The organism is Nocardia sp. NPDC046473 (assembly GCF_040645995.1).
Taxonomy (GTDB): Bacteria; Actinomycetota; Actinomycetes; order Mycobacteriales; family Mycobacteriaceae; genus Nocardia.
On sequence record NZ_JBEYZJ010000010.1, the window covers coordinates 1 to 18,472 of the forward strand.

15 protein-coding genes are annotated in these 18,472 nt (G+C 67.7%); 8 read left to right on the top strand and 7 right to left on the bottom strand.

Annotation, left to right across the window (positions count from 1 at the left end; genetic code table 11):
- Window positions 1–302 precede the first annotated feature (302 nt).
- The gene (locus ABZ942_RS33160; protein WP_357389046.1) at window positions 303–980 is read left to right on the top strand and encodes an O-methyltransferase; all 678 of its coding nucleotides are present in this window, start codon (window positions 303–305) and stop codon (window positions 978–980) included.
- 323 nt (window positions 981–1,303) lie between these two features.
- Here ABZ942_RS33160 and ABZ942_RS33165 read toward each other — a convergent pair whose 3' ends face one another.
- Genes ABZ942_RS33165 through ABZ942_RS33175 form a run of 3 tightly spaced genes read right to left on the bottom strand, consistent with a single transcriptional unit; the run spans window position 1,304 to window position 3,648 of the window.
- A complete protein-coding gene (locus ABZ942_RS33165; protein ID WP_357389048.1) occupies window positions 1,304–1,876 on the bottom strand; it encodes a 3'-5' exonuclease in 573 nt (190 codons plus the stop codon).
- Between the two features lie 44 nt (window positions 1,877–1,920).
- Entirely contained in the window at window positions 1,921–2,916 is a 996-nt protein-coding gene (locus ABZ942_RS33170; RefSeq protein ID WP_357389050.1) for a zinc-binding dehydrogenase, read from the bottom strand.
- Between the two features lie 51 nt (window positions 2,917–2,967).
- Window positions 2,968–3,648 (bottom strand): TetR family transcriptional regulator, encoded by a 681-nt coding sequence (locus ABZ942_RS33175; protein WP_357389052.1) that lies wholly within the window; start codon window positions 3,646–3,648, stop codon window positions 2,968–2,970.
- Window positions 3,649–3,737: 89 nt separating this feature from the next.
- Here ABZ942_RS33175 and ABZ942_RS33180 point away from each other — a divergent pair, with 89 nt between their 5' ends.
- The 5 genes from ABZ942_RS33180 to ABZ942_RS33200 all read left to right on the top strand — a co-directional run bounded on the left by ABZ942_RS33180 (window position 3,738) and on the right by ABZ942_RS33200 (window position 8,462).
- A complete protein-coding gene (locus tag ABZ942_RS33180; RefSeq protein ID WP_357389054.1) occupies window positions 3,738–5,240 on the top strand; it encodes an MFS transporter in 1,503 nt (500 codons plus the stop codon).
- Between the two features lie 98 nt (window positions 5,241–5,338).
- A complete protein-coding gene (locus ABZ942_RS33185) occupies window positions 5,339–6,160 on the top strand; it encodes an SDR family NAD(P)-dependent oxidoreductase (protein ID WP_357389850.1) in 822 nt (273 codons plus the stop codon).
- A 264-nt stretch (window positions 6,161–6,424) separates the two neighbouring features.
- Complete coding sequence (locus ABZ942_RS33190; protein ID WP_357389056.1) at window positions 6,425–7,075, top strand: urease accessory UreF family protein; 651 nt, start codon at window positions 6,425–6,427, stop codon at window positions 7,073–7,075.
- A gap of 27 nt (window positions 7,076–7,102) precedes the next feature.
- Window positions 7,103–7,819: an urease accessory protein UreG gene (gene ureG / locus ABZ942_RS33195; protein WP_357389058.1), complete on the top strand. Its 717-nt coding sequence runs from the start codon at window positions 7,103–7,105 to the stop codon at window positions 7,817–7,819.
- A complete protein-coding gene (locus ABZ942_RS33200; protein ID WP_357389060.1) occupies window positions 7,809–8,462 on the top strand; it encodes an urease accessory protein UreD in 654 nt (217 codons plus the stop codon). The genes ureG and ABZ942_RS33200 overlap by 11 nt, the downstream gene beginning before the upstream one ends.
- Before the next feature lie 85 nt (window positions 8,463–8,547).
- Here the strand turns inward: ABZ942_RS33200 and ABZ942_RS33205 are convergent, their stop codons facing one another.
- The 3 genes from ABZ942_RS33205 to ABZ942_RS33215 form a co-directional block, all read right to left on the bottom strand.
- Complete coding sequence (locus ABZ942_RS33205) at window positions 8,548–8,859, bottom strand: hypothetical protein (protein WP_357389062.1); 312 nt, start codon at window positions 8,857–8,859, stop codon at window positions 8,548–8,550.
- A gap of 210 nt (window positions 8,860–9,069) precedes the next feature.
- Window positions 9,070–9,789, bottom strand: coding sequence for a hypothetical protein (locus ABZ942_RS33210; protein ID WP_357389064.1), 720 nt, complete (start codon window positions 9,787–9,789; stop codon window positions 9,070–9,072).
- A 359-nt stretch (window positions 9,790–10,148) separates the two neighbouring features.
- Entirely contained in the window at window positions 10,149–11,585 is a 1,437-nt protein-coding gene (locus ABZ942_RS33215; protein WP_357389066.1) for an NAD(P)/FAD-dependent oxidoreductase, read from the bottom strand.
- 233 nt (window positions 11,586–11,818) lie between these two features.
- On the opposite strand from ABZ942_RS33215, the gene ABZ942_RS33220 reads away from it, so the two are divergent.
- Window positions 11,819–13,330 carry a cytochrome P450 gene (locus tag ABZ942_RS33220; RefSeq protein ID WP_357389068.1) on the top strand — a complete coding sequence of 504 codons (1,512 nt, stop codon included), beginning with the start codon at window positions 11,819–11,821 and terminating at the stop codon, window positions 13,328–13,330.
- Between the two features lie 32 nt (window positions 13,331–13,362).
- Here ABZ942_RS33220 and ABZ942_RS33225 read toward each other — a convergent pair whose 3' ends face one another.
- On the bottom strand, window positions 13,363–14,208 hold the full coding sequence (locus ABZ942_RS33225; protein WP_357389070.1) for a tat pathway signal sequence: 846 nt from the start codon (window positions 14,206–14,208) through the stop codon (window positions 13,363–13,365).
- Between the two features lie 655 nt (window positions 14,209–14,863).
- On the opposite strand from ABZ942_RS33225, the gene recC reads away from it, so the two are divergent.
- Window positions 14,864–18,238: an exodeoxyribonuclease V subunit gamma gene (recC, locus tag ABZ942_RS33230; protein WP_357389072.1), complete on the top strand. Its 3,375-nt coding sequence runs from the start codon at window positions 14,864–14,866 to the stop codon at window positions 18,236–18,238.
- Window positions 18,239–18,472: the final 234 nt, after the last annotated feature.

Sequence of the window (18,472 nt, forward strand, 5' to 3'; positions counted from 1 at the left end):
TTCCGAACTCCCGTCTCGGGATCCGCACTCGAAATAGGGCCCTAGAGCGAGTGCGGATCCCGAGACAGGGTGCAGATTCCGCCGACAGCAGTGGGCATTCTGCGGGCCCGGCCCAGTCCGGCTGATCCCACAGCGCGTGATCTTGAATGGGCCGTGGGTGGCGGGATACGCATTCGTTCTACACCCTGTAGGTCGTCTCGCAACGGGTGCGGATCCCGAGATCTGGTGCGGATCATTGCAGGGAGGTGGGCGGCTAGCCGGCCGTCCGGCCGGGTGGTCGCTGCGGTGGCAGACTGCGAGGTATGACGACAACCGAATGGTCCGAGGTGGATGACTACATTGTCGACACGCTGGTGCAGGATGCGGGGACGGCGGCGGCGTTGACGGCGAATACGGCCGCGCAGCTGCCTGCGATCGATGTGTCACCGCCGCAAGGGAAGTTCTTGTATCTGCTGGCTCGGACGGCGCGGGCGCGGCGGGTGTTGGAGATCGGCACGCTCGGTGGGTACAGCACGATCTGGCTTGCTCGTGCGGTCGGCGAGGAGGGGCAGGTGGTCACCCTCGAATTCAAGCCGGAGCATGCCGAGGTCGCGCGCAAGAACATCGATAATGCGGGCGTGGGCGACCGGGTCGACATTCGGGTCGGTGCCGCCCTGGACAGCCTGCCGGTGCTGGCCGACGAGCAGCCCGAACCGTTCGACCTGGTGTTCATCGACGCCGACAAGGTCAACAACTCGAACTACGTCCAGTGGGCGCTGAAACTGACCCGTCCTGGCTCGGTGATCATCGTCGACAATGTCGTCCGCAACGGCGGCCTCGCCGATGCGAACTCCGCGGACGCGGCGATCCGCGCCAGCCGCGCCGTGGTCGAACTGTTCGCCGCCGAGCCGACGCTGGACGCGACCGTCGTGCAAACCGTCGGCGGCAAGGGCTGGGACGGCTTCGCCTACGCGGTGGTGAACGGCGACCCGACAGACTGACATCGCTTGATCGCGGACGACGCCGGCCAATGTCATTCGCGATCAATCACACACCACGCCAGCGGAATTCGCGCCACACACCCGCAGAGTCCCCACCGCGGCCCATGCCGCGTTCCCCTGCAGGTCAGCGGGTGCGCCAACGTCCGACGAATCATATTCAGTGGCACATGCGGCGGCGAAACGCGAAAGCGCCGCCGTGGTGTGCCACTGAATCGAGATTCGGTAGTGTCCTAGTGCGCAGCTGGGGTCAGATGATCCAGCTGTTGAGCTTTCGTATTGTGCGGCTGCGGGATTCGCGCGCATGCCAGTGGAGATCGGACAGCTCAGTCGGTACTCGTTACCCGCCAAGCTCCGCGCCCCGCGATATCGAGAACTAGCGCCGCGATATTCCATGCGTCGTCCTCACCTCGATGGTGCCGCCCTTCGAGCGGAAGCCCGGCGATATGCAGCGCGCCCGCCATGCCTTGCCGCCGGTTCAGCCCGTAGGCCTCGCTGAACACCAGTTTGGCGTTGGTGTGCTGATGTCCGAACGGGTAGGCGGCACCGGTGGCGGTGCATTGGCTCAGGAACTGTTTGCGGTCGTAGTCGCCCCAGCTGGCCCAAGTACGTGCACCCGCCTCGTGCTCGGTCGCCAACAACCGGCACGCCTCGGCAAATGAGACACCCGTATCGACCTCGTCCTGGGTAAGCCCGGTCAATTCGGTGCAGAACTCGCTCACCGTGGAACGGGCAGGCCGGACCGGAATTCGATGCTTGCCGAGCCGCTCATTCGACACCAAATCCACTACGGTCAAACCGATTTCGATGATTTCACTTACGGTACCGGGCGGCGGCTTGCCCTCCCAGCAGGTTGCCTCGACATCGACGACATTGAGCAGCCCCGAATTTCCTCCCATAGCTGTCGAGCGTAGAGAGGGAACACAAAGCCGCTCAATCGGTTTCAAGGGATCAGCACAACCTTGCCGGTGGTCGCTCGGGTCTCGAGCGCGCGGTGTGCGTCGGCCGCGTCGGCGAGTGCGAACTTTTGCACCGCGGGCCGTAGCCGCCCGGCGGCCGCTTCGGCCATGGCCCGGTCTTCGAGAATGCGAATGTCGCCGCCCGCGCGCTGGATCATCGGCGGACCGAGAACGAATTCGGAGGTAACGCCGCGCGCGGCCAACTCCTCGGTCGACAACGTAGGCGCGGCAGCATCTTTCGGATTCTGCCCGGACGCACCGAATACCAGCCGCTGTCCACCCTTACCGAGCAGATCGATAGCGGCACGGGCTATCTCGCCGCCCACCGAGTCGAACAGGACGGTCGCGCGCCGATCCGCGAGGAAACCTCCGACCTGTTCGGGCCAGTCGGGGAGTAGATAGTCCACCGCCAGGTCGGCGCCATTGCGTTGCACCAGTTCGACTTTCGCGGGCCCACCGGCAAGACCGATCACCGTCGCTCCAGCATTCTTCGCGTATTGCACCAGCAGCGTGCCGATTCCGCCCGCCGCGGCCGTCACGATCGCGACACTGTCGGGGCCGAGGTCGGTGAACTGCAGAATCCCCAAGGTCGTACGCCCGGTGCCGATCATCGCCACCGCCTCGGCCGGTCCGAGTTTCGCCGGAATCTCGTGCAGCCGAGCAACTTCGGTCACGGCAAGCTCGGCATAACCTCCGGGCGCCATGCCCAGATGCGCGACCACCTGTTTGCCGACCCACCCCGGGTCGACCTCGGCGCCGACCGCATCGATCGTCCCGGCGACCTCCCGACCGGGCACCGTAGGCAGTTCGGGAACCGGATACGGCCCGGGCAGCCCCTTGCGTAACGCGGTATCGATGAGATGAACACCGGCCGCCGCCACGGCAATTCGCACCTGACCCGCCCCCGGCGTTGGATCGGAAACTGTCTCGTAGCGCAGATTGTCGGCCGGGCCGAAGTCATGAAGGCGAATCGCGTGCACGGTGGCTCCTGTTCGTGATGGTCGCCACCACCGTGCAACATCAAGCTAGGTTCAGGTCAAGTCGGCCCGCTGCCGCGCCTTGGCCTCGAAGCCGTCGCAGAGCGCGGCCAGCCCGGCGTACAGCAGATCCTCCTGTGAGAGGTCATTGATCCCGCTGCCTTCCAGGTCGGCGAGCGCGGCGGGCACCGGGAACTGTGATCTTCCTTTCAGCATCGTGCGCAGCCCGTTGTCGCCCTCCGGGTTCATCCCCTTGCGTGCCATCAGCGCGGCGCTGATGTGCGGCAGGGTCGCGCCGGAGATGTGATTCCAGACGGTGAACGCCATCGTCGTCGCCTCACGTGTGGAGACATTCAGCTCGGCGAAGCCCTCGACCATCCACGCCAGGCAGGCCAGGCTCATCGGCCCGAAGCTGTAGCGCGGTGTCGCGAAGGTGAGCAGCACCCATGGATGTTGCTGATAGAGCGCCCAATCGATCTCGGCAGCGATGCGAACCCGATCGCGCCAGGTCCACTGCTGTCCCGCCGCGGACGGATAGGGATTGCGCCGCGCCACCTCGTCGGTCATCGCGGCCAATAGTTCGTCCTTGTTCGCGACGTGCCGGTACAGCGACATGGCGCCGACGCCCATCTTGTCGGCGATCCGCCGCATGGACAACGCGTCGAGGCCCTCTTCGTCGGCAAGCGTTATCGCGGTGTCGATGATGGCAGCTCGGTTGAGCTTGAGCTCAGACATCGGATGACTCACTTTCACTTCCGGGGGAGGTTGCGTACACTGTACTCCAGCTTGTGCGTACGCCGTACGCGAAATGGAGAGGATTCAGGATGACAGACGTTGAGGCAGTGCGGTCCGCCCAGGCGGCGCCCGCTGTCGGCTCGCGCCGTGCCTGGCTCGGCCTTGCGGTATTGCTGCTCCCGGTGCTGCTGGTGTCGATGGACATCTCGGTGCTGTTCCTGGCGATGCCGACCCTCACCGTCGACCTCGACCCGTCGGCCGCCCAGCAGCTGTGGATCCTCGACATCTACGGCTTCCTGATCGCGGGCCTGCTCATCACCATGGGCAACCTCGGCGACCGGATCGGGCGGCGCAACATCCTGCTGGCCGGTGCGACCATCTTCGGCATCGCCTCGATCCTGGCCGCCTTCGCGCCGAGCGCCGCGGTGCTGATCATCGCGCGGGCGCTGATGGGTGCGGGCGGTGCGACCCTGCTGCCGTCCAGCCTCGCGTTGATCTCCACCCTGTTCCCCGACGCGCGCAAGCGGGCCGCCGCCATCGGCGTGTGGACCGCGTTCTTCGCGGGCGGCTCGGCTGTCGGCCCGATCATCGGCGGCATGCTGCTGCACCAATTCTGGTGGGGCTCAGTCTTTCTCATCAACATTCCGGTGCTGCTGATCCTGCTCGCCCTCGGGCCGTTCGTGCTGCCCGAGCACCGCGCGGGCGTGCGCGGACCGCTGGACCTGCCGAGCGTCGCGCTGTCCATCGGCGGCATCCTGCCGCTGGTGTACGGCATCAAGCACGCCGCGGCCGACGGGGTCGACGCCGCGGCGATCATCATCTCGCTGATCGGCGTGGTGATCCTGACCGTCTTCGTGCGCAGGCAGCGCAAGCTCGAAGAACCGCTGCTCGACCTGCGGTTGTTCGCGCGCGCCGGGTTCTCGGTGGCCATCGGGTCCAGCCTCGTCGGCATGATGTCGCTGGCCGCGATGAGCTACCTCACCAGCATCTACCTGCAGTCGGTCACCGGCCGCGACCCGCTCGCTGCGGCCCTGTTCGGCATTCCGATGGCGATCGCGGTGTTCGTCTGCTCGATGAGCGGCGCTCGGTTCGGTCGCCGGTTCGGCACCCGCAACACCTTCGTGTTCGCGCTGACCGCTTCGGCGGCAGGCAATCTCATGCTGCTCGGCGTCGGCGTGCACGGCGGGCTCGGGTGGTATCTGGTCGGATCCACCATCGCCGGAATCGGTTACGGGCTCGCCTTCACCCTGGTGTCGGATGTTTCGGTGTCCTCGGTACCGCCGGAACGCGCGGGCTCGGCCGTCGGCATCTCCGAAACCAGCTTCGAACTCGGTAACGCGCTCGGCCTCGCCCTGCTGGGATCGCTTGCCGCCCTGATCTTCCGGTCCGGCGGCGACTACGCCGAGACGCTGGGCGAGACCATCCAGCAGGCCGGCGGCAATACCGCGCTGATCGAGTCCGCGCGCGAATCCTTCGTCTCCGGAATGCATATCGCGACCGCGGTCGGTGCCACGGTGCTCATCGCGATGGCGATCATCGCGCGCTTCGCCTCGCCGGCTCGCGTCCCTTCGAACGCGGGCGCGGGTCACTAGCGGCCAACGATCGCGGGCCAAATTGGCGCGCTGCTAATAGAGTCGGGAGCGTGAACGAAACACCGGCGCAGAGCAACGGGCGGCCGATCGCCGAACGAGTGGCGACGCGACTGCTGTATCCGAAGTCCCGGCCGCGCGACAAAGCGCTGCGCGCGGCCGTCGACGGGAAGATCGTGCTGGTCACCGGCGCGTCGCACGGGATAGGCAAGGCCAGCGCGCGCAAGCTCGGTGCGGCGGGCGCGGTTGTGCTGCTGGTCGCCCGGTCCGCCGACGACCTGCATCAGGTCGCCGCCGAGATCAAGGCCGACGGCGGCGCCGCGCACGTCTATCCGACCGACCTCACCGATATGGACGCCGTCGAGCAGCTCGGCCGTCAACTGCTGGCGGAGCACGGCCACCTCGACGTGGTGATCAACAACGCGGGCAAGTCGATTCGCCGCTCGATCGACAAGTCCTACGACCGCTTCCACGATTTCACCCGCACCATCGACATCAACTACCTCGGCCCGGTGCGCCTGCTGCTCACCCTGCTGCCGGACATGCGCGAACGCAAACAGGGTCACATCGTCAACATCTCCACCTGGGGTGTGCTCTCCCCGCCCGCCCCGCAGTGGGCCGCCTACGGTGCGTCGAAGTCGGCGTTCGACGTCTGGCTGCGCAGCGTCGCCGCCGAGGTCGCCGGCGACGGCGTCACCACTACGTCCATCTACATGCCGCTGGTCCACACCAGAATGAGCGCGCCCACCGACTTCAGCCGCGTCCCCGGCCTGACCATCGACGAGGCCTCCGACCTCGTCTGCCACGCGGTAACCGCCAAGCCCCGCGAAATCGCCCCGTGGTGGTCCGCTCCCGTCCAAGCCTGGACCGATCTCACCCGCAACCAAGTCCAGCGCTTCTTCGAACGCACCTTCCGCCGCTGACCACCATCGACCCGAGTCATATGGTCGTTAGTCGATCTTCAACAGCGACCATATGACTCGCCTCGAATTCTGAGAACGACCATTTGGCTTGCCTCGATCGCGGAAGTCCGCAACGAGTCACCCCGGAGGAGTGGGATGCGTCGGTGCGTGACGAACGGGCGTGCCGAAGTGATGGTCAGGGGCGACTTCAGTTGGATGCGTGCGATCAGCGGAGAACGCCCACCAGGACACGCCGACGCAACACGCCGGGCATAAGATCCCTCGGTGGGTGAAATTGGTCCGGCGAGTCTGGCGACGTTGTTCGCGCTGGCGGATTCGCGGTTGCCGATCGGCGGGCACGTGCATTCCGGGGGAGTCGAGGAGGCGATCGCGTCCGGCCTGGTGCGTGACGTCGCGACAGTCGAGCTGTATCTGCGCCGCCGCATCCGGACCTCGGGCCTGGTCGCGGCCTCGCTGGCCGCCGCCGTCTGTGCGGGCGCGCTAGAACTGGCGCGGGCCGAGGTCGAAGCGGACGCGCGGACACCGTCGCCCGCCGCGCGAACGGCCTCGCGCGCGCAGGGCCGCGGACTCCTGCGACTCGCCAAACAGCTATGGCCGCAAGAGGATTGGTCCGCGCTCGGCGCGCGCCCGCACCTCTCGACGGTGTTCGGCCAGGTCGGCGCGGCATGCATGGTCACCCCGCGGGAGATCGCGAGCGTGGTCGTCTACACGACCCTGACCGGCGCGGCGACCGCCGCCCAACGCCTGCTCGCCCTCGACCCCGCCGCCATCGCCGGCTGCACCGTCCGCCTCGCCGAGCTGTGTGACCGCACCGCGGCCGAGGCGGCCGACGGTCTCGCCTGCCTCTCCGACCCGCTGCAGGACGTCCTCGCCCAACGTCACCTGCACCGTGACATGCCACTATTCGCCAGCTGAGTCCCCGGAAAGAAGGAGATCGCCACCATGCCACCGCACCTGATCGACGGTGAACCGCACGACCACACCCACGATCGGCCGAAACGTCAACGCACGCCCGGCGAGGCACTGCGCATCGGCATCGGCGGCCCGGTCGGCTCCGGCAAGACCGCGCTGGTGGCGGCGCTGTGCCGGCAACTGCGCGAAGAACTTTCGCTCGCCGTGCTGACCAACGACATCTACACCACCGAGGACGCCGACTTCCTGCGCAGGCACGCGGTGCTGCCGGACGAGCGGATCACCGCGGTGCAGACCGGCGGCTGCCCGCACACCGCCATCCGCGACGACATCACCGCGAACCTGGACGCCATCGACGACCTGATCGCCGCGAACCCGCCGCTGGATCTGATCCTGGTCGAATCCGGCGGCGACAACCTCACCGCCACCTTCTCCTCCGGCCTGATCGACGTGCAGATCTTCGTGGTCGACGTGGCGGGCGGCGACAAGGTGCCGCGCAAAGGCGGTCCCGGCGTGACGTTTTCGGACCTGCTGGTCGTCAACAAGACCGACCTCGCGCCGCTGGTCGGCGCGGATCTCGGCGTGATGGAGCGCGACGCGGCCAAGGTGCGCGAGGGCCGCCCGACCGCGCTGATCTCGCTCACCGACGACCCGGCCGCCACCCCGGTGCTGGCCTGGGTGCGCGAGCAGTTGCACAAGATGGCCGAGCAGGATCGGGCCGATACCGAATCCGCTGTTGCGCACTGAGGTTCGCATTGTCGCGAGCACCGCGGCGCTGCCGGAGATCCACGCGAGCGGCGGGCTGTCGGCCCGCCGCACCGGCCCGCATACCGTGCACCTGATCGGTACCGCCGCGACCCCGCTCGGCGGGGACGAGCTCGACATCACCATCGTGGTCGGACCGGGCGCGCGCCTTGCCGTGCGTTCGGTCGCGGCCACCATTGCGTTGCCGAGCGCCGCGACGCCGGCGTCCTTGGCGCGCTGGAACTTTCAGGTCGACAGCGGGGGAGACCTCGACTTCGATCCGGAGCCGACGATCGTGGCGGGCGGCGCACAGCATCACACCATCACCTCGATCCGGCTCGCGCCGGACGCCAAGCTGCGGTTACGAGAACGGGTCCAGATCGGACGTTCCGGCGAGGACAACGGCGGTTGGCGCGGCGACCTGATCGCCGATCTCGGCGAAATCCCGTTGCTGCGACACCGTTTGGAGCTCGGGGCAGGCACGGCCGCGGACGACCCGCTCACCGCGCCGCGAGCGTTGGAGAGCGAACTGCGCTACCCGGACGATCGCCCGGTCGAAACCACCGGCCTCACCGAGACTCGCCTCCCGCTGGCAGCGGGCGGAACCCTGCTCACCCGAACGAGCTCACTCTTGGTGGTGCGCTGATCGGGGACGGATGTGCCTGATCCGAGCGGTCTCACTCCTAGTGGTCGCTGATCGGCATCGATGGGTTCCGGTCACCCGAACGCACTCACTCTTCGCGGTCTGCTGATCGACGCGGCTCACCGGAACGACCTCTCGCGGCGTCGTCCGCTGATCGCCGCGGCAGTTCCGGTTCACCCGTCGCTGCCCACGCCTGCGATGTCCCGGTGCCGCCGAAGTCCTCCTGGAAAACAGTGCCTGGCAGGACACCACCGCCCCCGGCCTTGGCGAGTGGATCGTTGTACTCGCCCCCGTGCCGCCCGTATCGCCGGATGCGGACGTACCGCGCGACCATCAGTCCGAACGCCGCGAAGAACGGCGCGATGGAGAAGAACACGACCACCCATTGCCCGGCTTCCACCGCATCCCCTCTCGAATATTTGCTGTCGTGTTGCGCTGATCTTGACACTACGACGACTCGCCGAAAGCGACGCGCCGAATCAGAAACGCGCGTGGGTGGCGGCCGTCACCCCGAGGTGTATCCCGCCCAGAACGGGAGAAAAGAGAAAGGGTGGGAACTCGACAGTGTCGTCGAGCTCCCACCCCGGTGCGTACTAACCGCACCCAACGATCAGTCGGCGACGACCCGCGAGGGGGCGTTGAACGCGTTCACCGCGCCGACGGCCGCACCGGCGGCAGCGCCGATCGCCGCCGCGGGGACGGTGATCACGGCCGCGCCGAAGGTCGCGCCGAGCATGGGGCCCGCCACGATGCCGACCGGCACGAACGGCAGCCCGACAACCAGGCCCACTGCGCCGCCGACGAGCGCGGAGGTCGCCGCGAACGGGGCACCCGAGGCCGCACCGGCCAGCGCGCCCATGGCGGCGGTGCCGACGGTCTGCCCGGCGATCCGGTCGGACCTGCTGCGTTCCATCCCGATCGAGTCGAGGAAGGTGGCCAGGTTGGCCTCGGCGATGGCCGAGTTGTCATTGATTTGGATGGCCTGCTCGGAGTCGATCCAGTTCGGCGCGTCCACCTGCACGTCGCCGAAGCGGAACTTGCCGGGCGGCGGCGCGATCGGCGGCACCGGGGCCACCGGGAAGGGTGCGTGCAGCACGCCGACCGGTGCCAGGTACTTCTTCTCCGGCAGCGGCCGCGACCACTGCAGCGAGCTCTTGGTGTTGTCCGGGATCTGCAGGCCCTCGTACGGCATCGCGTTCGGTGGCTCGGCCGCGGGCCACTGGGCCGGATGGTCGGGCTGTGCCGCCGCGTTGGGTTGTGCAGGCTCGGCATTGGCGGTGCCGGTGCCGACCAGTGCGAGGACCAACGGAACCGCACCTGCCGCGACCATCGAGCCCACCTTTTGCCGCTGCGGGTTGGGGGCTCTGTGCTTGCCTGTGCCCATAGGTAGATCGCCTTTCGTCAGGTCAGAAGAGATGTCACTTTCGACGTCCCACATTCGGATCTGCTCGGCGCCTGGATGGGTGCATTTCCGGCCGATATCGCGGCGGTGGCATTGCCGTCAAATAGCTACGTATGGGTTGCGAATACGACCGGCGACCGCCGTTTCAGACATCCGACACACATCCCCCGAACCCGACCTTGCAGTCTGTGCACCGGTCGCGCGGCAACACTCGCCCCGCTAACGACCGAAGGCGACCTTCAGCTGTCCAGACAGCATGAAGGTCGCCTTCGGTCGGTGTATGGGGGTCAGCTGATCCGGCCCTCGACAGCCGCCTTGGCCTTCTCGGCGAGTTTGCCGTTCGCCGGCGGTGCGCCCAGCGCGGCCGCGAGTTCGTCGGCCTCTTCCTCATCGGAATTGACCTGCTCCAGCGCGAGCCGCGCGAACACCCACTGCTCGGTGGCCGCCATCTGCCCGCGACTACGCCCGAGGAACGTGACGAACCACTGGATGACGGTGACGATCCGGCTGCGGTACCCGATCAGGTAGTACAGATGCAGCGCCAGCCAAGCCAGCCAGGCGATGAACCCACTGAATTCCAGCTTGCCCACCTGGCACACGGCATTGAACCGCGACACGGTCGCCATGCTGCCCTTGTTGAAGTACTTGAACGGCTTACGGTCTTGCGGCGCTTGACCATTCAGCCCCGCCCTGATCGCCTTGGCGGCGTAGGTGGCGCCCTGGATCGCACCCTGCGCCTGGCCCGGCACATCCGGCACGGACATCAGGTCGCCGACGACGAAGACGTTCGGGTGTCCCTTGATGGTGAGGTCCGGCTCGACGATGACGCGCCCGGCCCGATCCACCTCGGTGCCGTCGGAGCGCTCGGCGAGCATCTTGCCCAGCGGGCTGGCCTGCACCCCGGCCGACCACACCTTGCAGGAGGATTCGATGCGGCGGATGGTGCCGTCGGAGTCCTTGACCGTCACGCCGAGCGCGTCGATATCGGTGACCATGGCGTTGAGCTGGATCTCGACGCCCATCTTCTCCAGCCGCTTCTTGGCCTTGAGACCGAGCTTCGGTCCCATCGGGCCGAGCACCGCGCCCGCACCCTCGAGCAGCACCACGCGAGCGTCGCGCGGATCGATGTTGTGGAACGTTCCTTCGAGCGTGCGATCGGCGAGTTCGGCGATCTGCCCGGCCAATTCGACTCCGGTGGGCCCGGCGCCGACCACCACGAAGGTGAGCAGGCGGTCCCGCATCTCCTGGCTGGTGGCCAGCTCCGCACCCTCGAACGAGCCGAGAATGCGGCCGCGTAGTTCGAGCGCGTCGTCGATGGTCTTCATGCCGGGGGCGTAGGTGGCGAACTGGTCGTTGCCGAAGTACGACTGCTGCGCGCCGGTGGCCACGATCAGGCTGTCGAACGGGGTGACCGTGTTCGAGTTGAGCAGCCGCGAGGTGACGGTCTTCGCTTCGAGGTCGATGTCGATGACATCGCCGAGCAGCACCTGCGCGTTCTTCTGCTTGCGCAGCACCAGCCGGGTCGCGGGCGCGATCTCGCCGACCGAGAGGATGCCGGTGGCGACCTGGTAGAGCAGCGGCTGGAACAGGTGCGACGTGGTCTTGGAGATCAACGTGACGTCGACGTCCGCGCGCTTGAGGTGCTTGGTGCCGAACAAGCCGCCGAAGCCGGAGCCGATCACCACCACCTGGTGACGACGGTTCTCCACAGGCTGAGTGCTCATCGTCCTGACTCCTCGACAGACCTGGGGGTTTATCCCCCGCGAACGGTTGTTGTCAGATCCCAACCGTAGTCGGCTCCATCTCGACCGTCGCGACGACATCCCAGTTCCCGGTGTGTTGCGCCGCACTGCCCGCTGCCTGCCGGGGCACCATTACTGCACTTCGTTGCGGCGAACCGGCCTAACGAATGGGCGAAAGAGAATACGATAAGCACTGTCGTTCAGGGAGGTTCGCGATGGTCGCCGGGGACCGTGCAGTCGGTCGAAAGCCCACCGTGCCCGCGAAATCCGACGCGTTACCCGATTCCGAGAACGCCGCGCTGATCGACATCCCACACGACCATCTGCTCGATCGGGCCTTGGATCGGCTCCCCGAGCGGCATCAGATCCTCGCGACGCCGCCAGAGGGCAGCGAGACCACCGCGGTGCACGGTGACGCCGGGCTGCCGTACCTCGGTCGAGTGCTGCAGTACATGCGCTGGGGCCCGGCCGAGATGGTCGGCCGCTATCGCAAATACGGACCGGTCTCGTTGAACACCTCGCTCGGCATCGACCGGGTGCTCGTCGCCGGACCCGAGGCGCTCGACGAGGTACTCGGCCGTCGACGCCGCGACTTCGGCCAGGGCTGGGACTACTTCATCGGCCCGTTCTTCCGGCGCGGCCTGCTGCTACTCGAATTCGACGAGCACAAATTCCACCGCAGGATCATGCAGCAGGCGTTCACCAGGGACCGTCTCGAAGCCCACCTCGCCGCGCTGACCCCGGTGGTGCGCGCGAGCATCGAACGCTGGATTCCGCAGGGCGGCACCGCCGAACGGACGGTGCGGCTGTATCCGACCATCAAGGAGCTGACCCTCGACATCGCGGGTGAGACGTTCATGGGCGTCGACGTCGGCGCGCAGCGACGCGAGCTGATCGACGCGTTCATCGACTGCACGCATGCGGGTCTGGCGATCATCCGGCACTCGGTGCCCGGCGGCAACTGGCGGTCCGGGCTGCGCGGCCGGAAGGTGCTGGAGGAGTACTTCACCGCGATGCTGCCGGAGAAGCGGCGCACCGAATCACCGGACTTCTTCTCCGGTCTGTGCCACGCGCGCAGCGAGGACGGCGGCGTGTTCGGCAACGCGGATGTGGTGAACCACATGATCTTTCTGATCATGGCCGCGCACGACACCACCACGACAACGGCCACCGCCGTGGCCTACTACCTGGGCAAGCACCCGGAGTGGCAGGAGCGGGTGCGTGCCGAGGTGCTCGCGCTCGACGCCGAAATCGACGGTGTGGCACCGACTATCGCCGATCTGGAGGGTCTGCGCGACCTGGATCTGGTGGTGAAGGAGAGCCTGCGGCTGATGCCACCGGTGCCCGGGCTGTCGCGTCGTGCGGTGCGCGACACCGAGATCGCGGGCCACTACATTCCGGCGGGCACCCCGATCGACCTCGCCTATCAGGTCAACCACCTGCTGCCCGAATTGTGGACCCGGCCAGAGCTTTTCGACCCGGAACGGTTCGGCGAGCAACGGCGCGAGGACAAGTCGCATCGCCTGGCCTGGCTGCCGTTCGGCGCGGGCGCGCACAAGTGCATCGGCATGCATTTCGGCACCTTCGAGGTGAAGACGGTCATTGCCGCGCTGGTGCGTGCGTACGCGTGGCAGATTCCCGAGGCATACCGAATGCCGTGGGGGTACACCTCGATTCCGTTCCCGAGGGACGGAGCGCCGATGGTGCTGCAGCGGCGCTCCGCGTGAACCCGTTGTGTGCGTAGCGGATTCGGTGCCGGTCAGCGACCGGCGAACAACATCTCGGCCACCTTGGTGTCGGTGTCCGAACCCTCGGTGAAGCCGCCGCTGTCGCCGAGCGCGGTCATGATCGCCAGGGTGTATCGCTCGCCGGGGCCGGCGAACCCGACCGAATTGACCACCCAGCCGCCCTGCTCCTGAGACCAGCCGTTCTTCAGGCCGGGCCGCATCGCCGCGCCCGCGCCCCACACGCCCCAGTGCTGGTTGCTGTCCACCGCGCGCATTCGGTCGAGCAGGTAGTTGCGGTCGTCGGGATGCATGCGGTTGAGGACGTTGTCCATCAGCCGATCCAGATCGGCGGCGGTGCACTTCTGGAACGACCAGTCCGGGAACAGTGCGGTGTTGGTCGGCTGCGGGTCGAGGGTGGCCATGCCGTTGGCGCGGAACGCGTTGTTGAACGCCATCCGATCGATGCCCGAGTACTTGGTCCACAGGATGTCGGCCGCGCCGTCGTTGGACGTCGCGAGCATCGACTCCATCGTGCCGCGATCTTCCGGCGTCAGGTTGATCGCGCCGACCCTGGCCCGGTTCAGCAGATCCTCGGCGATGGCGAGCTTGATCGTGGACGCGGTCCAGACCTTGTTCTCCGCGTTGGCATTCGCGTACACGCCACCGGAGACCCGGTCGCGCACAACGTAACCGGTGACGCCGGGCCGACCGGTCAGGTACTTGTCGACCGCCGCGATCCGGCTGCTCATATCGCAGTCGAAACCGGCCAGGCACGCGCTGGCATGCGCGAGCGGCACGGCGGCCGCGCTGGGCAGCAGAGTTGGCGCGCTGGGGATGAGGATCGCCGCAGCGGCGAGGACACAGGCGGATGCGGCCACGCGGGGAACGGAGCGGGTGGCGGGCGAGGGATGACGCACGAGGCAACACGATCGCACATCGGCGAGCTGGACGCACGTCTTGAGCTCAGGACCGGCGTGTGCTAGACGATGTTGCGCGCTTGCGTCCCAGCGGGTTTCGGCCACCACCGCCCCATTCAGCGGAACGCGGCCTGTAATTCCTCTACCGTGCGCCCATTGAGGCGATAGCAGTGCTCGAACGCCTCGGTGTGCTGATCACGCGGCCAAGAATGTAGGACGACGGTACGGCCGTAGCCTCGCGAGTTGACGAGCTCCCAACGATCTCCTACGCGGCGGACTGTGAACCCGCCTCGTGGAACCAGGGGAATCACCATCGCAATCATGAACGCGAACCAGCCTTTCGGTGCAGCTCTCTCGTCCTCCCCGGTTCAGCACTGTTGCACATCGGGCGCTCGGATCCGAGCGGACACGGCGTAGGAATGTGTTCTTGTGTGGCTCATTTCACTCCAGTCACACAGGTAACACTATGAAGTCCGTTCGGACCTGCTTCGGGGTGGCGAAGTCGCTCGGGAGTCGCTGCGCGTATAAACGTGCACGAAGGCCGAGGCGCGCCCGAGCGATCAGGGAGCCGCGAACCCCAGCGCCGTCCGATTACTCCACCGACCGAGAGGCGCAGATGCCGCTGCACATTCACCGTGCCGAACGCGCCGATGTCCTGGCGGACGGACTGGCCGGTCTGTTGCGCACGCCGCTGCCGGACCCGTTCGCGGCGGAGGTGGTCGCGGTGCCGGCGAAGGGGGTGGAGCGGTGGTTGACGCAGCGGTTGTCGTCGGTGCTCGGAGTGTCGGGGGCCGTGGCGTTTTCCGCGTCGTTCGATGCTGCCTCGACCGACGGTGTCGCGGCGAATATCCAGTTCCCGTCGCCGTCCGCGCTGGTCGCGACGGCATTGGCGGCGGCGAGTGGGGTTCGGCCCGAGGATGATCCATGGGCTGTCGAGCGTGTCGTGTGGACGCTGCTGCGGGTGATCGACGCCGCACTCGGTGAGCCGTGGTGTGCGGTGCTCACCAGGCATCTCGGCGTGCAGGACCCGTCCCGACCCGACCATCGGATCGGTCGGCGCTACGCCACGGCCGCGCATCTGGCCTCGTTGTTCGACAGTTACGCGGCGCAGCGGCCCGGGGTGATCCTCGAATGGGCGGCGGGTTCGGACACCGACGGCGCGGGAAATCCGATGCCCGACGATCTGCTGTGGCAGCCGGAACTGTGGCGGCGGCTGCGGGCCGAGGTGGGTGCGCCGAGTCCGGCGGAGCGGCTCGAGGGTGCGTGCGCGCGGCTGCGGGCCGACGCTGAACTTGTTCCATTTCCGGCGCGGTTTTCGTTGTTCGGTGCGACCAGGATGCCCACCGATCAGCTCGCCGTGCTGTCGGCGTTGGCGCAGACACGCGAGATCCATCTCTGGCTGCCGCATCCGAGTCCGGTGATGTGGACCGAGCTGGCCGGGAGTCCGGCGGCCGGCTCGCGTGCCGCGGATCTCAGTGGGAGTGTCGTGAGTCACCCGCTGCTGGCCGGTCTCGCGCGTGATGTCCGGGAACTGCAGCAGCGGTTGGGTGCGGCCGCCGATACCTACTATCCGGCTTCGGATGATCTTGTGCCGGACGGTGATACGACGCTGCTCGGCGCGTTGCAGGCGGGTATCCGCGACGATCGGTGGCCGCCGGTCGCGGTGCGGGCCGGCGACGGCACCGTGCAGGTGCACGCCTGTCATGGACCCGCGCGACAGGTCGAGGTGCTGCGCGAATGCCTGCTCGGGTTGTTCGCCGCGGATGACACGCTGGAACCGAGGGACGTGCTGGTCATGTGTCCCGAGGTGGAGGCGTACGCGCCGCTGGTGCGTGCGGCATTCGGGCAGCGGGTACCGGGAGCGGTTGAGCCGGCACCGGATTCGGGCCACCCGGCTCATCGCCTGCGGGTGCGGCTGGCCGACCGGGGCCGTGCGGTCACCAATCCGCTGCTCGCGGTGATCGGGGTGCTGCTCGAGCTGGCCGACGGCCGGGTCACCGTGACGCAGGTGCTCGATCTGGCGGCGGCCGAAACGGTCCGGCGGCGTTGCGGATTCGACGACGACGATATCGAGCGGCTGCGCGAGTGGGCCGCCGAGGCCGGCGCGCGGTGGGGGATCGGGCAGCGTCAGCGACAGGCGTTCGGGCTGGCCGACTTCGCGCAGAACACACTCAACGCCGCGGTGGATCGGATCCTGCTCGGCGTCACCGCGGGCGAAACCTCCGACGACTGGCTGGATCTCGCGCTGCCCCTCGATGACGTGGACAGCAACGACGTCGATCTGGCCGGCCGGTTCGCCGAATTCATCGACCGGCTCGCCGTCTGCCTCCGTGATCTGCGCGGGCCGCGTCCCGCGCACGAATGGGCGACAGTACTCGGCCGTGCGCTGGATCTGCTGACGGACGTGCCGGATTCGCAGGCGTGGGTGCGCACCGAGGCCCGGCAAGAACTGGCCGCCGCCACCGAGCATGCGGGCGATGTGCCGCTGCGGCTCGCCGACGTCGGGGTGCTGCTGCACTCTCGGCTCGCGGCCGCGCCGACCCGCGCCAACTTCCGCACCGGCGAGCTGACCGTGTGCACCATGGTGCCGATGCGGTCGGTGCCGCATCGGGTGGTGGTGCTGCTCGGCCTCGACGACGACGTGTTCCCGCGCACCAGCGGCGTGGACGGCGACGACGTGCTCGCCCGCAATCCGCTACTCGGCGAACGAGATCCGCGCAGCGAGGACCGGCAGTTGCTGCTCGACGCGATCCTTGCGGCCGAGGAGAAGCTGCTGGTGTTCCATACCGGTGCCGACCCGGTCACGGGTGCGCACCGCCCGCCCGCCATTCCCGTCGCCGAGCTACTCGACGCGCTGCGGGCCCATGTCGGTGCGGCGGGGATGGACGCGGTGGTGACCCGACATCCGTTGCAAGCCTTCGACCGTCGCAATTTCCGGGCCGAGCGGCCGTTCAGCTTCGACACGGTCGCGCTCGCGGGTGCCGTATCCGCCGGGCAGCCCGCCGTGCCGCGACCTGCGTTCCTGCCGGAGCCATTGCCGACGCCGGAACTCGCGGATGTGGCGCTGGCCGACCTGATTTCGTTCGTCGAGCACCCGATCCGCGCCTTCCTGTGGCAGCGGCTCGGACTGCGCGTTCCCGAACACGAAGAGGACATCGCCGATCGGCTGCCCATCGAACTCGACGGCCTGGCGAAATGGGAACTGGGCGAACGTTTGCTGGCCGCTCGCCTGACCGGCGCCGACCCGGCCGGGCTTCGTGCCGCCGAGTGGCGGCGTGGCACGTTGCCGCCCTTCGGTTTCGGCGCCGCGGTGCTCGACGAGGTCGAGCACACGGTGGACAAGCTGGTTCGGGCGTCGCAAGGGGACTACGAAGGTGCTCCGCGCGCGGTCGACGTTGCCGTAGATCTCGGCAACGGCCGCAGGCTTACCGGGACCGTGCCCGAAGTGCGCGGCGAGACGCTGGTCCGGACCACGTTCTCCCGGCTCGCCCCGAAACACCGGATCGCCGCGTGGGTCTCGCTGCTGGCCCTCGCAGTGACCGAAGATCGCTCCTGGCGCGCGGTCACCACCGGTCGCGGCCAATTCGGCCGTCCCGCCTGGCGTTCCGAGATCACCGCGCCCGATATGCCTGCGGCGCGGACGATCCTGCGCGAGCTCGTCGCCCTGCGTGATGCGGGTCTGACCGAGCCACTTCCGATCACCCCGGGCGCGACAGCTGCCTACGCCGAACGTCGCTTCCGTGGCGCCAATGTCGACGAGGCGATCGTCGCCGCCGAACGCGAATTCAACGGCGGCCCGAACGGACCCGGTGCCTTCGGCGACCACACTGACCGGCACCTGCGTTACGTCTGGGGCCCGGCACCCCGCCTCGAAAACCTCATGGAGATTCCGGCACCGCCTGGCGAACCCGGAGAGACCACCCGCTTCGGCGCACTGGCTCGACGCATGTGGGTGCCGTTGCTCAGCGCAGAGAGTCAGGGCCAACCGTGAATCCTGGCGATGGCACCAACCAGGCGTCGCGGATTTCGGTGGCTGCTCGGCGTGCACGGAGTTCGGTGCGCCGCCATGACCTGCTGCTCGGACCGTCGGCCGACGCGATTGGTGCGTGCGGAAAGTCAGCGGCAACAGTGAGCGTTGGCGATTGCACTAGCGTGGCGTCCCGAGTTTCGGCGACCGCGGTGTGGACTTGTTCGGACGTGGTTCGGGCTGGCGAATATGGGGTGG

What these genes read in the sequence shown, in the direction of transcription:
- ABZ942_RS33160 (WP_357389046.1), top strand. Translation starts at nt 303, where the DNA reads ATGACGACAACCGAATGGTCCGAGGTGGATGACTACATTGTCGACACG.
- ABZ942_RS33165 (WP_357389048.1), bottom strand. Translation starts at nt 1,876, where the DNA reads ATGGGAGGAAATTCGGGGCTGCTCAATGTCGTCGATGTCGAGGCAACC.
- ABZ942_RS33175 (WP_357389052.1), bottom strand. Translation starts at nt 3,648, where the DNA reads ATGTCTGAGCTCAAGCTCAACCGAGCTGCCATCATCGACACCGCGATA.
- ABZ942_RS33180 (WP_357389054.1), top strand. Translation starts at nt 3,738, where the DNA reads ATGACAGACGTTGAGGCAGTGCGGTCCGCCCAGGCGGCGCCCGCTGTC.
- ureG (WP_357389058.1), top strand. Translation starts at nt 7,103, where the DNA reads ATGCCACCGCACCTGATCGACGGTGAACCGCACGACCACACCCACGAT.
- ABZ942_RS33210 (WP_357389064.1), bottom strand. Translation starts at nt 9,789, where the DNA reads ATGGTCGCGGCAGGTGCGGTTCCGTTGGTCCTCGCACTGGTCGGCACC.
- ABZ942_RS33215 (WP_357389066.1), bottom strand. Translation starts at nt 11,585, where the DNA reads ATGAGCACTCAGCCTGTGGAGAACCGTCGTCACCAGGTGGTGGTGATC.
- ABZ942_RS33220 (WP_357389068.1), top strand. Translation starts at nt 11,819, where the DNA reads ATGGTCGCCGGGGACCGTGCAGTCGGTCGAAAGCCCACCGTGCCCGCG.
- recC (WP_357389072.1), top strand. Translation starts at nt 14,864, where the DNA reads ATGCCGCTGCACATTCACCGTGCCGAACGCGCCGATGTCCTGGCGGAC.